12 protein-coding genes, 1 pseudogene and 1 riboswitch are annotated in these 14904 nt (G+C 47.2%); of the genes and pseudogenes, 4 read left to right on the forward strand and 9 right to left on the reverse strand.

Features of this window, described 5'->3' with window-relative positions:
• Positions 1-116: 116 nt before the first annotated feature.
• On the forward strand, positions 117-1835 hold the full coding sequence (gene ptsP / locus KNO95_RS06305) for a phosphoenolpyruvate--protein phosphotransferase (protein ID WP_214703463.1): 1719 nt from the start codon (positions 117-119) through the stop codon (positions 1833-1835).
• A 52-nt stretch (positions 1836-1887) separates the two neighbouring features.
• Here ptsP and KNO95_RS06310 read toward each other — a convergent pair whose 3' ends face one another.
• From KNO95_RS06310 to KNO95_RS06335, 6 genes and pseudogenes are all read right to left on the reverse strand, one after another.
• Positions 1888-2721 carry an aldo/keto reductase gene (locus tag KNO95_RS06310; RefSeq protein WP_214703462.1) on the reverse strand — a complete coding sequence of 278 codons (834 nt, stop codon included), beginning with the start codon at positions 2719-2721 and terminating at the stop codon, positions 1888-1890.
• A gap of 129 nt (positions 2722-2850) precedes the next feature.
• Positions 2851-4890 (reverse strand): glucose-specific PTS transporter subunit IIBC, encoded by a 2040-nt coding sequence (gene ptsG / locus KNO95_RS06315; RefSeq protein ID WP_214878493.1) that lies wholly within the window; start codon positions 4888-4890, stop codon positions 2851-2853.
• A gap of 137 nt (positions 4891-5027) precedes the next feature.
• A pseudogene (gene ptsG, locus KNO95_RS06320) lies at positions 5028-6527 on the reverse strand (glucose-specific PTS transporter subunit IIBC); the annotation flags it as partial.
• A gap of 220 nt (positions 6528-6747) precedes the next feature.
• Positions 6748-7593, reverse strand: a complete 846-nt coding sequence (glcT, locus tag KNO95_RS06325; RefSeq protein ID WP_026825514.1) for a glucose PTS transporter transcription antiterminator GlcT — start codon at positions 7591-7593, stop codon at positions 6748-6750.
• 104 nt (positions 7594-7697) lie between these two features.
• Positions 7698-8015, reverse strand: coding sequence for a YuiB family protein (locus KNO95_RS06330; RefSeq protein WP_026825513.1), 318 nt, complete (start codon positions 8013-8015; stop codon positions 7698-7700).
• Between the two features lie 128 nt (positions 8016-8143).
• A complete protein-coding gene (locus KNO95_RS06335) occupies positions 8144-9355 on the reverse strand; it encodes an NAD(P)/FAD-dependent oxidoreductase (protein WP_214699311.1) in 1212 nt (403 codons plus the stop codon).
• Between the two features lie 264 nt (positions 9356-9619).
• Between KNO95_RS06335 and KNO95_RS06340 the strand changes: the two genes are divergently transcribed.
• Positions 9620-10597 carry an NAD(P)/FAD-dependent oxidoreductase gene (locus KNO95_RS06340; protein WP_214878495.1) on the forward strand — a complete coding sequence of 326 codons (978 nt, stop codon included), beginning with the start codon at positions 9620-9622 and terminating at the stop codon, positions 10595-10597.
• Positions 10598-10636: 39 nt separating this feature from the next.
• Here the strand turns inward: KNO95_RS06340 and KNO95_RS06345 are convergent, their stop codons facing one another.
• Positions 10637-11491, reverse strand: a complete 855-nt coding sequence (locus tag KNO95_RS06345) for a Rossmann-fold NAD(P)-binding domain-containing protein (RefSeq protein ID WP_214878497.1) — start codon at positions 11489-11491, stop codon at positions 10637-10639.
• A 111-nt stretch (positions 11492-11602) separates the two neighbouring features.
• Entirely contained in the window at positions 11603-11959 is a 357-nt protein-coding gene (locus KNO95_RS06350; RefSeq protein WP_026825509.1) for a HesB/IscA family protein, read from the reverse strand.
• A 97-nt stretch (positions 11960-12056) separates the two neighbouring features.
• Positions 12057-12199: riboswitch (FMN riboswitch) on the forward strand.
• A gap of 163 nt (positions 12200-12362) precedes the next feature.
• Here KNO95_RS06350 and KNO95_RS06355 point away from each other — a divergent pair.
• Complete coding sequence (locus tag KNO95_RS06355) at positions 12363-12950, forward strand: ECF transporter S component (RefSeq protein WP_214703459.1); 588 nt, start codon at positions 12363-12365, stop codon at positions 12948-12950.
• A gap of 65 nt (positions 12951-13015) precedes the next feature.
• The gene (locus KNO95_RS06360; RefSeq protein ID WP_251125093.1) at positions 13016-13591 is read left to right on the forward strand and encodes a nucleotidyltransferase family protein; all 576 of its coding nucleotides are present in this window, start codon (positions 13016-13018) and stop codon (positions 13589-13591) included.
• Positions 13592-13628: 37 nt separating this feature from the next.
• Here KNO95_RS06360 and KNO95_RS06365 read toward each other — a convergent pair whose 3' ends face one another.
• A complete protein-coding gene (locus KNO95_RS06365; protein ID WP_214703458.1) occupies positions 13629-14840 on the reverse strand; it encodes a NupC/NupG family nucleoside CNT transporter in 1212 nt (403 codons plus the stop codon).
• Positions 14841-14904 lie beyond the last annotated feature (64 nt).

Raw genomic sequence — 14904 nt, forward strand, 5'->3', positions numbered from 1 at the left:
GTCGTAGACCGTTGCTACTTTAACTTTCTATGTTCTCGTTAGTTCTTTTTTCTTTTCGGGTATGAAGTAACGAGACAGGAAAGTACACTATTTCTTTGAAAAGAGGGACTACGCTTATGTCACACATTAAAGGTATTGGTGCATCTGCAGGGATTGCAGTTGCAAAAGCATTCGTCATGGAGACACCTTCATTCGATATCCCATCACACAAGATTGAAGATGTCACTGCTGAAAAGGCACGTTTCCAAGATGCAATCGCACAGTCTAAAACTGAGCTTGAACAAATCCGCGAACATACGCTTCGTGAACTTGGTCCAGACAAAGCCGAGATTTTCTCAGCTCACCTTTTAATTGTTGAGGACCCAGAAATCGTATCGCAAGTGAACGAGAAAATTGAAAGCGAAAACATGAACGCTGCGAAAGCGCTTGACGAAGTCGCACAAACGATGATCATGATTTTCGAATCGATGGATAACGAGTACATGCGCGAACGTGCAGCTGACGTTCGTGACGTGACAAAACGTGTCATGGCTCATATTCTTGGGGTGACATTCGTGACACCTGCTTCGATTTCAGAGGAAGTCATCATCATCGCCGAAGACTTGACGCCTTCAGATACGGCACAACTTAACCGTAAGTACGTCAGAGGATTTGCGACAAACATCGGTGGACGCACATCTCACTCTGCCATCATGTCACGTTCACTCGAAATTCCAGCAGTCGTTGGGACGAAAGTGGCTCTTGAAGAAATCAAAAATGGTGACCTCGTCATCATCGACGGGACGGAAGGTGACGTGTTCGTCAACCCTTCAGAAGACCTCGTCAAAGAGTATGAAGGCAAACGTGCTGACTTCGAGGCTTACAAAGAAGAGTTGAAGCAACTCGTCAACGAAGAGTCTATTACAGCGGACGGCCATAAAGTGAAGCTTGCAGCGAACATCGGGACACCGAACGACTTAGAGGGCGTCTTGAAAAACGGTTCGGACGCAATCGGGCTTTACCGTACCGAGTTCTTATATATGGACTCTGAAACGTTCCCGACAGAAGAAGAACAATACACGGCATATAAAACGGTTATTGAAGGGATGGAAGGCAAGCAGGTCGTCATCCGTACACTCGACATCGGTGGAGATAAAGAGTTGTCATACCTTGACCTACCAAAAGAGATGAACCCATTCCTCGGCTATCGTGCGATTCGCCTTTGCCTTGAGGAAACAGACTTGTTCCGGACGCAACTTCGCGCCCTTCTCCGCGCATCGGCTCACGGTAACCTCGCCATCATGTTCCCGATGATTGCGACACTCGAAGAGTTCCGCGCAGCGAAAGCCCTTCTCCTTGAAGAAGAAGCGAAGTTGAAAGAAGAAGGAATCGAAGTCGGTCAATATGAAACAGGAATGATGGTCGAGATCCCATCGACGGCTGTCATGGCGAAGCAATTCGCAAAAGAAGTCGACTTCTTCTCAGTCGGTACGAACGACTTGATTCAATACACGATGGCGGCTGACCGCATGAACGAAAAAGTTTCTTACTTGTACCAACCGTTCAACCCTGCCATCTTGAACCTCCTCCACAACGTCATCACGGAAGCACATAAAGCCGGCAAATGGGTCGGAATGTGTGGCGAGATGGCTGGAGAAGAACTCGCGATTCCAATCCTTCTCGGTCTTGGACTCGATGAATTCTCAATGTCAGCTTCAAGCGTCCTTCGTGCACGTAGCCTCGTGAAGCGCTTGACGAAGACAGAAACAGAATCAATCGTCAACGAAGTCCTCAATATGGACACAGCTGAAGAAGTCGTGAACTTCCTTAGCGAAAAGTTTGACATCAAAAAATAACGTCAAAAGTCCTTCTCTCAAGCGCGAGAGAAGGACTTTTTTGCATACTTATTTAGAAATCGAAATCGTCCGGGTCCGGACCGACACGCTTATGTCGATCGAGCGTATCGATACGATTCATTTGCTCTTCGCTCAGCTCAAAGTCATACAAGCTGAAGTTTTCTTCGATTCGATGCGGTTTAATCGATTTCGGAATGATGACCCATCCCGTCTGTAGATGCCAGCGTAAAATCACTTGAGCGACAGAACGCTCCACTTCTTTCGCGACTTCCAGTAAAGTCGGCTCTTCGAACAATCCACCTTGCATAAGCGGCGCCCAAGCGACCGGTACGATTCCATGTTCATTCATGTACGTTGCCAATTCGGATTGACGAAGCAACGGATGCCGCTCGACTTGGTTCACAGCTGGAACGAGATCACTGTTCGCCACAAGTGTCTCGAGGTGGTGAATCTGGAAGTTACTCACTCCGACTGCTCCGACACGTCCCTCTCGATATAATGTCTCAAGGGCACGCCAGCTCTCGATCATTTTGTCTTCGACTGGCCAGTGAATCAAATATAAATCAAGTCTTTCTAATCCAAGACGTTCGAGTGAAGCTTCATACGCGGCGATGGCAGAATCATAACCCTGATCGGCGTTCCATAGTTTCGATGTGATGAACAACTCATCCCGGGAAATATTTGCGATTTCCATCCCTTTCCGAATTCCGATTCCGACACCTTCTTCGTTCTCGTAAACGGCTGCCGTATCGATATGTCGGTATCCTTGGCGAATCGCCTCGACGACTGCATCGATGACTGCGCCTCCATCTTCTACTTTGAATACGCCGAGCCCAATGGCCGGAATCGCTTTTTGTCCGTGATTAAGTTGAATCGCTTGCTCCATCTGTACCCCTTCTTTCGTGAGAATTCTCCTTTACTATAATGGAGACTCTCATTCTCTGGAATAAGGCACATTGAGGTAACTACTCAAAAAAGCCACTCCATTTCTCTCTGGAGTGGCTCGAATGATGCGTTATTCTGGTCCTTTGTCGTCGGCTCTAAAATCGAGCGCTTCACCAGCGACGACGGTTTCACCGAACGGAACCATTACGACTTTACCGTCTCCGTTCGTCCAAATGATCGGTGTGATGAGTGACGGCACTTTATCTCGAATCGCACCAAGATCGACTTCGAGAAGCACGTCTCCCGCTTCAACTCGTGCACCTTCTTCCACTTTCGCAGTGAATCCTTCCCCTTTCAGATTGACCGTATCGAGACCGACATGAATCAATAGTTCACGCCCATCGTCAGCCAAGATGCCAATCGCATGTTTCGTCGGGAAGAATGTCGTGATTTGACCTGTCACCGGCGAAACGACCTGTCCTGAGCTTGGTTCAATCGCAAACCCTTCTCCCATCATGCGACCGGAGAAGACTTGGTCCGGCACATCATCGAGTGAGAGCAACACACCCGACATCGGAGCTAAGAAGCGATGGTCTGCCTGTTCGGCCGCTTCCGGCGTGATGACCGCTTTTTCTACTTTCTCTTTCGGTTTATATTCGCCACCTTCGATGATGATTGCGATTTGTGATTTGAGCGTATCCGACTTCGGTCCAAAGATGGCTTGAATGTTATCTCCTACCTCAAGCACACCGGCAGCACCGAGAGTTTTCAGGAGGTCTTTGTCGACTTGTTTCACGTCGTTTACGGTGACCCGAAGTCGTGTGATACAAGCATCCAAGTGTTTGATATTTTCAGGTCCTCCGAGTCCGACGAGTACTTCATACGGCAAGTCATCCCCAATGCCTGCTTTGTCCCCTTTCGCGCCGGTCTGAACGTCACGTCCAGGGATTTTCAGGTCAAACTTCGTAATGGCGAAACGGAATCCGAAGTAATAGATGACCGCAAAGACGAGACCGACCGGAATGACGAGCCACCAGGCCGTCCGATTCGGCAAGACACCAAAGAGAAGATAGTCAATGAGTCCGCCCGAGAAGGTCATCCCAATTTTGACGTTCAGTAGATGCATCGTCATAAAGGAAAGTCCTGCAAAGACAGCGTGAATTCCGAAGAGAAGTGGTGCGACGAAGACGAATGAGAACTCGACCGGTTCTGTGATTCCTGTCAAGAATGACGTGAGGGCAGCTGAGAAGTAGAGTCCTTCTACGTCTTTCCGACGTTCTTTCGGAACCGTATGGAACATGGCGAGACAGGCAGCAGGTAGGCCGAACATCATGAACGGAAACTTCCCGGTCATGTATGTACCGGCTGTGAACTCGACCCCGTCGCGCAGTTGCGCGAAGAAGATCCGTTGGTCCCCTTGTACGAGATCGCCGGCCTGATTCGTATATTCTCCAAATTGGAACCAAAACGGAGAATACCAGATGTGGTGAAGACCGAACGGAATCAAGGAACGTTCTACTAACCCAAAGATGAATGCTGATAAGGCAACGTTTGCCTCGATAACCGTGCTTGAGAAGTTGTTAATCGCATTCCCAATCGGTGGCCATATATACGCAAGCGCAATCCCGATAATCAAACTGAATGCGGCTGTCGCAATCGGAACGAACCGCTTCCCAGCAAAGAACCCTAAAAAATCCGGCAACTTGATGTTGAAATATTTGTTGTACGCGTAGGCTGCGACAAGACCGGCGATAATACCCCCGAATACCCCCATTTGGAGTGTCGGGATACCGAGAACAGACGCGTACTGCGGGTCGCCTTGGGCGATTTCCGCGGTAATACCGTTCCACGTGCTAATAACCTTGTTCATAATCAGATAACCGACAATCGCTGCTAGGCCAGCAACCCCGTCCCCGTTCGCAAGACCGATTGCGACCCCGACGGCAAACAGTAACCCTAAGTTCGCAAAGACGATGTCCCCGGCATCTGTCATGACTTGCCAAATCAGGACAAGTGAATCATTTGCCAGAAACGGGAGTAGTTCAACGAGGTCCGGGTTTTGGAATGCGGTACCAAACGCCAAGAGAAGACCGGCTGCCGGTAAGATTGCAACCGGAAGCATGAGTGCTTTCCCGACTCGTTGTAAGACACCAAATACTTTCTTCCACATCATGGTTCCCTCCTTTGTCAGAATACTTACTTTTTCCCTCTGACCTTTGGATGAAACCGTTTCATAAAAAAGAAAAAGACCAACCCCGTAGGATTGGTCTAGGTGAAGCATTAGTTAGCTTTCTTTTCGTTACCTGAAGCGATGACCGCTTGGATCTCTGATTTCAATGCATCCGAACGTGGTCCGAAGATTGCTTGAATGTTGTTACCCACTTCAAGGACACCAGATGCGCCAAGACGTTTCAACTCATCTTTGTTAACTTGTTCTTTATCTTTTACTTCGACACGAAGACGTGTGATGCATGCATCGAGGTGCTTGATGTTTTGTGAGCCACCAAGACCTAAAAGGATATCTTGTGCAAGTTCCGAACCAGTAGCTGTTGATTGTTCAACAACCTCATCTTCACGACCAGGTGTTTTAAGGTTGAACTTACGGATAACGAAACGGAATCCGAAGTAGTAAACAACCGCGAACACGAGACCGACTGGAATGACGAGCCACCAAGCCGTACGACCTGGAAGAACACCGAAGAGCAAGAAGTCAATCAAACCACCTGAGAACGTCATCCCGATCTTAACGTTCAAGAGGTGCATCGTCATGAACGAAAGCCCTGCGAATACTGCGTGTACTGCGAAGAGAAGTGGTGCTACGAACAAGAATGAGAACTCGATTGGTTCTGTGATACCAGTCAAGAACGATGTAAGGGCAGCAGAAGCCAAGAGACCACCGACAACCGCTTTACGCTCAGGACGTGCTTCATGGTACATTGCGAGTGCTGCTGCAGGAAGACCGAACATCATGAACGGGAATTTACCAGTCATGAACGTACCTGCTGTCAATTCAGCACCGTCACGAATTTGTGCGAAGAAGATCGCTTGGTCACCACGTACGATGTTACCCGCCGCATCCGTGTATGAACCGAATTCAAACCAGAACGGTGAGTAGAAGATGTGGTGAAGACCGAACGGAATCAATGAACGTTCGATCAAACCGAAGATGAACGCCGCGAATGTGCGGTTCTCAGTTAACATGAAGTTCGAGAATGTGTTCAATCCGTTTTGTACTGGTGGCCAGATCAAGAGCATAACGAAACCAGCGACAACTGCTGCAACTGCCGTTACGATTGGAACGAAACGTTTACCAGCGAAGAAACCAAGGAATTGTGGCAATTCGATATTGAAGTACTTGTTATAGGCCCATGCGGCGATGAGACCCATGATGATTCCTCCGAATACCCCTGTTTGAAGTGTCGGGATACCGAGTACGTTCGCGTACGATGGGTCACCTTGAGCTAACACTTCAGGTGTGAGTTCGAGCCAAACACCCATGACTTTGTTCATGATCAAGAATCCAACGATTGCTGCAAGTCCGGCAACCCCGTCACCTGCTAAACCGATGGCGACACCGACTGCGAACAAGAGTGCCAAGTTCGAGAAGATGACTCCACCTGCTTGCTCCATCAATTGAGCGAATTTCACGATGCCATCGTTTGTTAACCACTCGGCACGTGTCGTAAGTTGCGGGTTTTGCATTGCGTTACCGAATGCAAGAAGAAGACCGGCAGCCGGCAAGATCGCAACAGGAAGCATAAGTGCTTTACCGACTTTTTGAAGAACACCAAAGATCTGCTTAAACATCAACATTTCCTCCTTTTTGTAAGTACATATAAACAAATGATAGCGATGTAGATGTCAGACAACCGACGTATCTAAACGTTTTCATAAATCACGTTTATAAAAATAGAAAAGGCATGAATAAGGATAGAACGTAGACCTCCCCCAATGGAGAAATCACATAACGTTCCACTCCTTACTCATGCCTGATCGAATCAGTAACACGTAAGACACGTGGTATCATTTATCTACTTGTAAGGCGCTGGAGATGCATCGTCAAATATGTTGCTTCACCTCGTGGGACGGGACGCTTTAATTCGCGTTCCATGATGCCCATCAGCTCCCAAGCAGTACTATAGCATAGCGGATATTCGTCGCGCAACACCTTTTCAATTTTTTGTGGGGCTTCGACCATCTCACCGGTCGCAACCCGCTCAACAGCATACCTTAAGTGCCGAAGTAAGCGCTTATAATCCAGTGAGGAACGGTCCATTTTCACGTTCAAACGACTCTCAATCGTCTTTACGATTTGTCCAATAATCTGGTTGTGTCGGTTGACTTCCAGGACGTTTTTAAATGTCGTTGCTGAATGGATATGCAGCGCGATAAATCCAGTTTCCGCATCAGGCAATAATACGTTCAATCGTTCGTGGAACATATCGACGATTCGCTCCGCGAGCGCATACTCATTTGGGTAAAGAGATTCCGTTTCAAGTAAAAACGGGTTCGTCACTTCCATCCCTTGCTCGATTCGCTTCATCGTAAAGAATAAGTGGTCGGTCAAGCCGATATGAATATGCTCATCCACTTTCTTGCCCGTGCTCGTTTCAATAAATCCGACAATTTCTTGCATGAACGCAATAAAGTCCTCATCGACATGTTTAACAAGTTCTTGATATTGCGACTGTTCTTCTTTGTCCGTCAACTGATACACTTTCTCCGGGACGCTGGCCGGGTCGACGACATCGCCAGGTTTTTTACCAAAGCCAATCCCCTTCCCGAGCAGAATGACTTCCGGATCCGTATCATGTTGACAAATGACAACGCTATTATTCAACACTTTTTTGATCGTATACATCGGTAATGTCATTCGCATCGCATCCCTTACTAAAAATCGTTTCGCTATCTAGTATATCGGTTCATGCCCTAAAAAAGTAGGGACAAAACAAAAAAGGCGAACATTTCTGTCGCCAATTAAAACATTGAATAACCGCTCTTTCGTAAGAAACGAATCGTCACACCAGCCAAGATTGCACCGAGCAATCCAAAGCCAAGCATGAACAAATCGAGAAGTTGCAACCCGACGAGTCCCTGATAGACACTCGTAAGCGCGGTAGATGTCTCGGTCACGTAACTTGAAAGTTTGACATTATCAATCATCATGATGACGAAAATTGGATAAATGAACACAAGTGTCCATGTTTTTTTGAGTAACATATTCAAGATGAAGCCGATACTGAAAAAAATCGTCATATACAAAACGGCCCCAATGACCGCCTGAATTATATGCATCTGTTGTTCCCCCTTGTCCGCTCTTCATTATACAAAATTTCAACTCATGTGGTCAAAGAACTTCATGTGAAGATTTCTAAAGAAAACGGCTCGTTCCACTTTCAGAACGAGCCATACATCATTTAGGATTAGAACTTCCCTTTTTTGAGGACGAGTCCGTATTTTTTCAATTCGATGAAGTGTTTGTTGTCGATGACTTTCTTCATGAATGACGCGTTGCGACCGAAGATCTTTTTGCCCATCACGATCCCGATACCATCGTTGTGTCCGAGCGAAGCAACTGTTCCTTTACTCTCGTAAGTGAACTTCGATGTCGATTTGCCATTAATGAGTGCCGCGATGTTTTTCGCAACGTTGTGAGCTTGTTGTGTCGCAATTTGCGCCGTCGGTGGATATGGACGGTTTGATGCCGGGTCCATGACCGCCGAGCAGTCACCGATGATGAAGACGTTATCGTGACCTGGTGCACGGTTATCCGCTTCGACCATGACACGATTACGGACTGCTTCAAATCCTGATTTTTCGATGATTGGGCTACCGCTTACACCACCTGTCCAGATGATTGTGTTAGCCTTAATCGTTTCTGTCGTCTCACCTTTAAGCGGGCCGAATGTGACGATGCCTGGCTCAACACCTTTGATTCCGTTACCGAGTTTCATCTCGACACCGTTACGCTCCAACCATTTCTGCGCATATGTCGTGAGTTCAGGGTCGAATCCTGGAAGAACCGTCGGTGCTGCTTCAATGTTGACAATGCGGACCGCTTCGCGTGGTACGTCATATTGCTTGCAGAGTTCAGGAATTCGGTTGACGATTTCACCAAGGAATTCGATTCCTGTGAAGCCAGCACCACCAACAACGATTGTGACGAACGAATTGTCAGAAGAACCGTTTGTTTTATATTGAGCGAATGAGTACTCGATATGTTCTTTAATTTTACGAACACTGTTCAATGAACTGATAGTCATCGCATGTTCTTTAAGACCTGGGATACCAAATGTCTCAGGCACACCACCAAGACCAAAGACAACGTAGTCATATTCGACGACCGAACCGTCTTCAAGCATCACTTGTTTTCCAGCAGTATCGACGCGATCGACGATTCCTTTGACAAATTTCACACGTGATGGGTTCACGATATCATTAATGTAGACGCGCGCTTGGTCTGGGTTCATCGTTCCAGCTGCCGGTTCGTGAAGCCAAGTCGTTTGGTAGTGATAATCATGTTTGTTGATTAGCGTGATGTTCGCATCTCCTGCAGCGAGTGTCTTTTGAAGGTTGACGGCTGTAATGAGTCCGCCAAATCCTGCACCAAGAATAACAATGTTAGGTCGTTTCATGTTCATTTCCACCTTGTTTAAAAGTTTTGTTTTTTCGAACAACCATGTTGTGTGTTTCTTCACATAGATGTTCACAATAAAGCCTATTCTTGTTCAACGTCTGTTCACAATTGCTTCTGCTTCATTGTACGCTCTTTAATTTGAATTCTCAATGAAAAAGCTCCCCTTCTTGAATTTTTTTTAAAAATGTTGCATGTTTGTACTGAATGGATTTAATTCAATAAACTCTCTATAATAACTGTATACGCTTTGAGGAGGAATTCGATGAAGACGACAAAAGATGTAATCATCATCGGTGGTGGTCCGATCGGACTGTTCACCGCATTTTATGCAGGCATGCGCCAACTCGATACGACGTTGATTGAAAGCTTACCGCAACTCGGGGGACAATTGTCAACGCTCTATCCTGAAAAATATATTTATGATATTGCTGGTTTTCCAAAAGTGAAAGCACAGGACTTAATCGATCAATTGAAAGCACAAGCTGACCAATTCGAACAAGATTACCGCCTCGGTGAAACCGTTGAAACGGTGGAGCGTCTCGAGGACGGGACATTCATTTTGACGACAAATAAAGAAGAGTATCATACAAAAGCTATCATCATCACATCCGGAAACGGTGCTTTCTCCGCTCGTCCACTCGGTCTCGATGGCTGTGAAGATTACGCCAACCTTCATTACTTCGTTGACAATATGGAAAAATTCCGTGACCGTCGTGTCATGATTGCCGGTGGTGGCGACTCAGCTGTTGACTGGGCACTCATGCTCGAAGGCATCGCGAAAGAAGTACACATCGTTCACCGCCGTGATCGCTTCCGCGCCCACGAGCATACGGTCGAACAGATGAAAGCTTCGACGATTAACGTCCTCACACCATACAACATCGAGTCATTGTCAGGTGATACGCACATCGAATCTGTCGAATTGACTGATAAGAACGGCGAGTCAAAAATCGTTGAAATCGATGATTTGATTTGTAACTACGGATTCGTTTCATCGCTAGGTCCAATCAAGAACTGGGGAATGGAGTTCGAAAAAAACACGATCCGTGTCGACTCGCGCATGGAGACGACCGTAGCCGGCATCTTCGCTTGCGGTGATATCGCCACATACGAAGGAAAAGTGAAATTGATCGCGACCGGTTTCGGTGAAGCCCCAATTGCCATCAACCAAGTGAAGCAACTTGTGGACCCGACCGCTCGTCATCCACAACACTCGACGTCTGTATTTGCCGGGAAATAATGTTAAATCCTCTGTGGATATGCCCACAGAGGATTTTTTTCATTTCCGCATTGTCTGGAGAATGACTCGGTCGATCCAATCATCGAGTTGTGTGAACACATAGCCCGCCTTCTTCGCTTCGGCAATCGACATATAATAGTCGACATCCGAATCATACGGGGAAGACTCTCCGTCTTTTATAATTTGAACGGGTTTTCCGACGTGTTGACCAATTCGTTCCATCAACGCTCCTATGGAAATAAGGCCATCACTCGCTGCATTGAATGGACCAGTGACGTTTGCACGTCCTACCCATTCCAAAAAGCCTGCTGCTTCCGCGCTCGAGATGAATCCCATCCTCGCTTCCGGGTGATGCAGAACGACCGGTTCTTCGTTTCGGATCGCATCTACATAAAATTTGAGTCGATCCGTATAGTCATCCGGACCTAAAACGATGGGTAGGCGTACCGTCACCACCGGGAACGAGGCGCGATGGAAGAGAAACGATTCAGCTTCTCGTTTCCCTTGTCCATAATCGTGTTCCGCGTCTAAGTGATATTCATAATGAAGTGGATTAAAATCACTTTCATTTAAATCAGGCCCCGGTGCATACACCGACATCGTTGACGTCAGTACGTATTTCCCGACCTTTCCCATGAACGCATCTGATGCAATCTTCGCCTGATACGGTGTAAAACAAATATTGTCGTAGACGAGATCGTACCGTTCACGTGCTAAGTCTTTCAATGTCGCCACCGATTGACGATCTCCTTTGACGGACCGAATCCCTTCGGCTTCTGGTACTTGCAGTTGGCCCCTCGTCACAATCGTCACATCGTCCCCCGCTTCAGCAAGTCGCAGCGCGAGCCGTTTCCCGAAATAGCGTGATCCTCCAAAAATCAATACTTTCCTCATCACCCTAGCCCCCTTTGATACGATTCTCTTTCCTACATTCCCTTTCCCTGCCGTTCCGTAACTGCTCGAATCGCACAAAAAAAGACTATGGCGTTCCATAGTCTAAACTAGTTAGCAATCTCCTGGTGTCCCGGCATTCGTCGCCGTCCGGAAACTCGACCCGCAGCCACATGTTGCGATGGCATTCGGGTTTTTAATCGTGAAGCCCCCACCGAGCATCGACTGCTTGTAGTCAATCTCGAGTCCGTCGACGACTCCATGGTCTGCTTCAGCGACGATGACGCGGACGCCGTGATGATCGAATTGAACATCTTTGTCCGTTTTTTCCTCGTCAAAGCCCATCCCGTAAGATAGTCCCGTACATCCACCACCTTGTACTTTTACTCGCAAGTATTGCGCTTCCGGGCGTTCGGCCTGTTTCATCATCTCTTGCACTTGAAGTGCGGCTGACTCTGTTAAATGAATCATTTGAACTCCTCCTCATATATCTTCATTTCAAGTCAATTGACTTGTAGTTTTGTGCATTTTCTTGTATAACTAAACTGTAACAAAAAAAATTAAATCGTTCCATCTTCGGGGCAGGGTGAAATTCCCGACCGGCGGTATTGAAGAATTGATTCTTCTCAGCCCGTGAGCGAGCAAGGCGTTGCTTGCTGATTTCGTGAGATTCGAAAGCCGACAGTATAGTCTGGATGGGAGAAGATGGCGGCATCCGACCGATATCCGGATGTTTTCTTTGACGTGGACTCTTCCACCTCGGAAAACATCTATTTCGTATGCGCGTAAACTCTCCCGATTGTCTTCATTGCAATCGGGTTTTTATATGCGACGGGTGCCATTCATCGAGGAGCGACCTAAAGGAGAGATTCTGATGAAAACTACGCGCAATAAACGACTGACTACAATGGTGACGTTGGCGATGCTCGGGACGATTTCGTTCGTACTCATGCTATTCAACTTCCCGCTCCCATTCTTACCGCCATTCCTCAAAGTGGACTTTAGTGACATTCCCGCACTCATTGCCGGAATCGTCTTTTCCCCACTCGCAGGTGTCGTGGTCGTCGGATTGAAAAACGTCTTGTACTACGTCTTTAACGGTGGCGGTGTACCAGTCGGAGAAGTCGCAAACTTCTTCGCAGGTGTGGCCTTCATGTACCCAGTTGCTTGGTTCTACCACAAACGTAAGACGAACAAAGCACTCGCTTCTGGCTTACTCGCCGGAACAATTACGATGGCACTTAGCCTCGCCATTTTAAACTATCTTGTCATCTTGCCCGCCTATGCGTTCTTTTTCGGAATGGCAGACATGGCAGACCCGGCAGTGAAAACGGACCTCGTCCTTTACGGGATTTTACCGTTCAACTTGATTAAAGCGATCTTAATCAGCGCGCTCTTCGTCCCTCTTTTCATGAAATTGAAGCCGTGGATCGAACGTCAACGCGTCCAACTTCTAGCATAATCGATATACGAGCATCTAGGCTTTGCCTAGGTGCTTTTTTAACCGAAATTTAGGGAGGGCACTCAATGATGACTGACGAACAGAATTTGATTCATTTTTTTCAGCAAGATTCAGAACTCATGCAGCATCTCCATACTGTCGCCACCCTCAATCTACCGGATTGGTTGATTTGCGCGGGTTATATTCGCGCGAAAGTGTGGGACCATCTTCACGGATACGATACACCGACAGAGACGGATGACGTGGATGTGATTTATTTCGACCCGATTCATCCGGAAGAATCCATCGAGAAAAAATTAGAGCGGACGTTGTATCAACTGAACCCAGGCGTACCTTGGTCAGTCAAAAACCAAGCAAGAATGCATCATGTGAACCATCTCCCACCGTACACTTCATCGACCGATGCACTTGCACACTTCCCCGAGACCGTGACAGCAGTTGGGGTGAGACTCGATTCAAATGACGAGCTCATCCTTGCCGCGCCATATGGGATTCAAGATTTGCTCAGTCTACAAGTGAAGCCAACACCGTTCTTTGAAGCAAACTCTTCAAACCATCCGATCTATTTGAAGCGACTAAAACAAAAAAACTGGCGCACCCAATGGCCGAACATCACACTTCACCAATCATCTGCATACTAAAAAGCGACCACCGAAGTGATCGCTTTTTTTATACCGATTAGAGAAGAAGTCCAGCCAAAGTAGCTGACATCAAGTTTGCAAGCGTACCTGCGAGAATCGCGAGAACACCCATGCGTGCGATATCTCCACGACGGTTTGGTGCCATACCACCAAGACCACCGAGAAGGATTGCGAGTGATGAGATGTTTGCGAAACCACAAAGTGCGAATGCGATCATCGCTTCTGTACGAGCTGACAAATCACCTGAACCGATGATTGGTGCAAATTCAGAGAATGCGACAAATTCGTTCAAGACTAATTTTTGGCCAAGGAAGCTACCGAATTGTACAGCATCTGCCCACGGTACACCGATGACGAAAGCAAGTGGCGCAAAGACATAACCAAGAATCAACTGTAATGACAATCCGTCAAATCCGAAAAGACCACCAACTGATCCGAGGATTAAGTTAACGAGTGCAATCAATGAGACGAATGCAAGAAGCATCGCACCAACGTTCAATGCAAGGAAGAGACCATCAGATGCCCCTCGTGCAGCCGCATCGACAAAGTTTGCTGCTTTATTCTCTTCGTCTTCAACGATTTCGATGTCATCATCGGCTTCCTCAGACTCAGGAACGATGATTTTAGCAAACAATAGACCGGCTGGCGCTGCCATGAAACTCGCTGCTAGCAAGTACTCAAGCGGTACACCAAGCGCTGCGTAACCAGCAAGAACAGATCCGGCAACCGATGCAAGACCACCGACCATGACCGCGAAGAGCTCAGACTGTGTCATTGTTGGAAGATAAGGCTTGATAACAAGCGGTGCTTCCGTTTGACCGACGAAGATGTTCGCCGTTGCTGAAAGTGACTCTTTACGTGATGTCCCGAGTGCTTTCGAAAGTGCCGTACCAAGAATACGGATGACCCATTGCATGACGCCAAGGTAGTAAAGCAATGCGATTAATGATGACATGAACACGATGATTGTCAAGACTTGGAAAGCGAATACAAAGTTCCCTTCCCCTACAGCTGTACCGAAGACGAAGCTAATCCCTTCGTTTGCTGTATTCAATACCGCTTGAACTCCTCCAGAGATCCAAGCAAGTGCCGCACGCCCCCAAGCTGAATACAATACGAGGAAAGCGAAAGTGAACTGGACTGCAAATGCAGCAAGGACAGTACGCCATTTGATGGCTTTACGGTTGGTAGAGAAGATGTAAGCGATTGCAATTAGTGCCAAAATACCAACCACACTCATGATTTTCATTGATGTTGTGCTCCTTTCATATTAAACAAAGCGATTATATGTGTCATACCCGAAAAGAGATGTG

The sequence above is a fragment of the Exiguobacterium sp. ERU653 genome, assembly GCF_018617775.1.
In the GTDB taxonomy this organism is placed as follows: Bacteria; Bacillota; Bacilli; order Exiguobacteriales; family Exiguobacteriaceae; genus Exiguobacterium; species Exiguobacterium marinum.

Excerpts from the sequence above, each read along its gene's own strand:
- ptsP (WP_214703463.1), top strand. The coding sequence starts at position 117 with ATGTCACACATTAAAGGTATTGGTGCATCTGCAGGGATTGCAGTTGCA.
- KNO95_RS06310 (WP_214703462.1), bottom strand. The coding sequence starts at position 2,721 with ATGGAGCAAGCGATTCAACTTAATCACGGACAAAAAGCGATTCCGGCC.
- ptsG (WP_214878493.1), bottom strand. The coding sequence starts at position 4,890 with ATGTGGAAGAAAGTATTTGGTGTCTTACAACGAGTCGGGAAAGCACTC.
- glcT (WP_026825514.1), bottom strand. The coding sequence starts at position 7,593 with ATGACATTACCGATGTATACGATCAAAAAAGTGTTGAATAATAGCGTT.
- KNO95_RS06330 (WP_026825513.1), bottom strand. The coding sequence starts at position 8,015 with ATGCATATAATTCAGGCGGTCATTGGGGCCGTTTTGTATATGACGATT.
- KNO95_RS06335 (WP_214699311.1), bottom strand. The coding sequence starts at position 9,355 with ATGAAACGACCTAACATTGTTATTCTTGGTGCAGGATTTGGCGGACTC.
- KNO95_RS06340 (WP_214878495.1), top strand. The coding sequence starts at position 9,620 with ATGAAGACGACAAAAGATGTAATCATCATCGGTGGTGGTCCGATCGGA.
- KNO95_RS06345 (WP_214878497.1), bottom strand. The coding sequence starts at position 11,491 with ATGAGGAAAGTATTGATTTTTGGAGGATCACGCTATTTCGGGAAACGG.
- KNO95_RS06350 (WP_026825509.1), bottom strand. The coding sequence starts at position 11,959 with ATGATTCATTTAACAGAGTCAGCCGCACTTCAAGTGCAAGAGATGATG.
- KNO95_RS06355 (WP_214703459.1), top strand. The coding sequence starts at position 12,363 with ATGAAAACTACGCGCAATAAACGACTGACTACAATGGTGACGTTGGCG.
- KNO95_RS06360 (WP_251125093.1), top strand. The coding sequence starts at position 13,016 with ATGATGACTGACGAACAGAATTTGATTCATTTTTTTCAGCAAGATTCA.
- KNO95_RS06365 (WP_214703458.1), bottom strand. The coding sequence starts at position 14,840 with ATGAAAATCATGAGTGTGGTTGGTATTTTGGCACTAATTGCAATCGCT.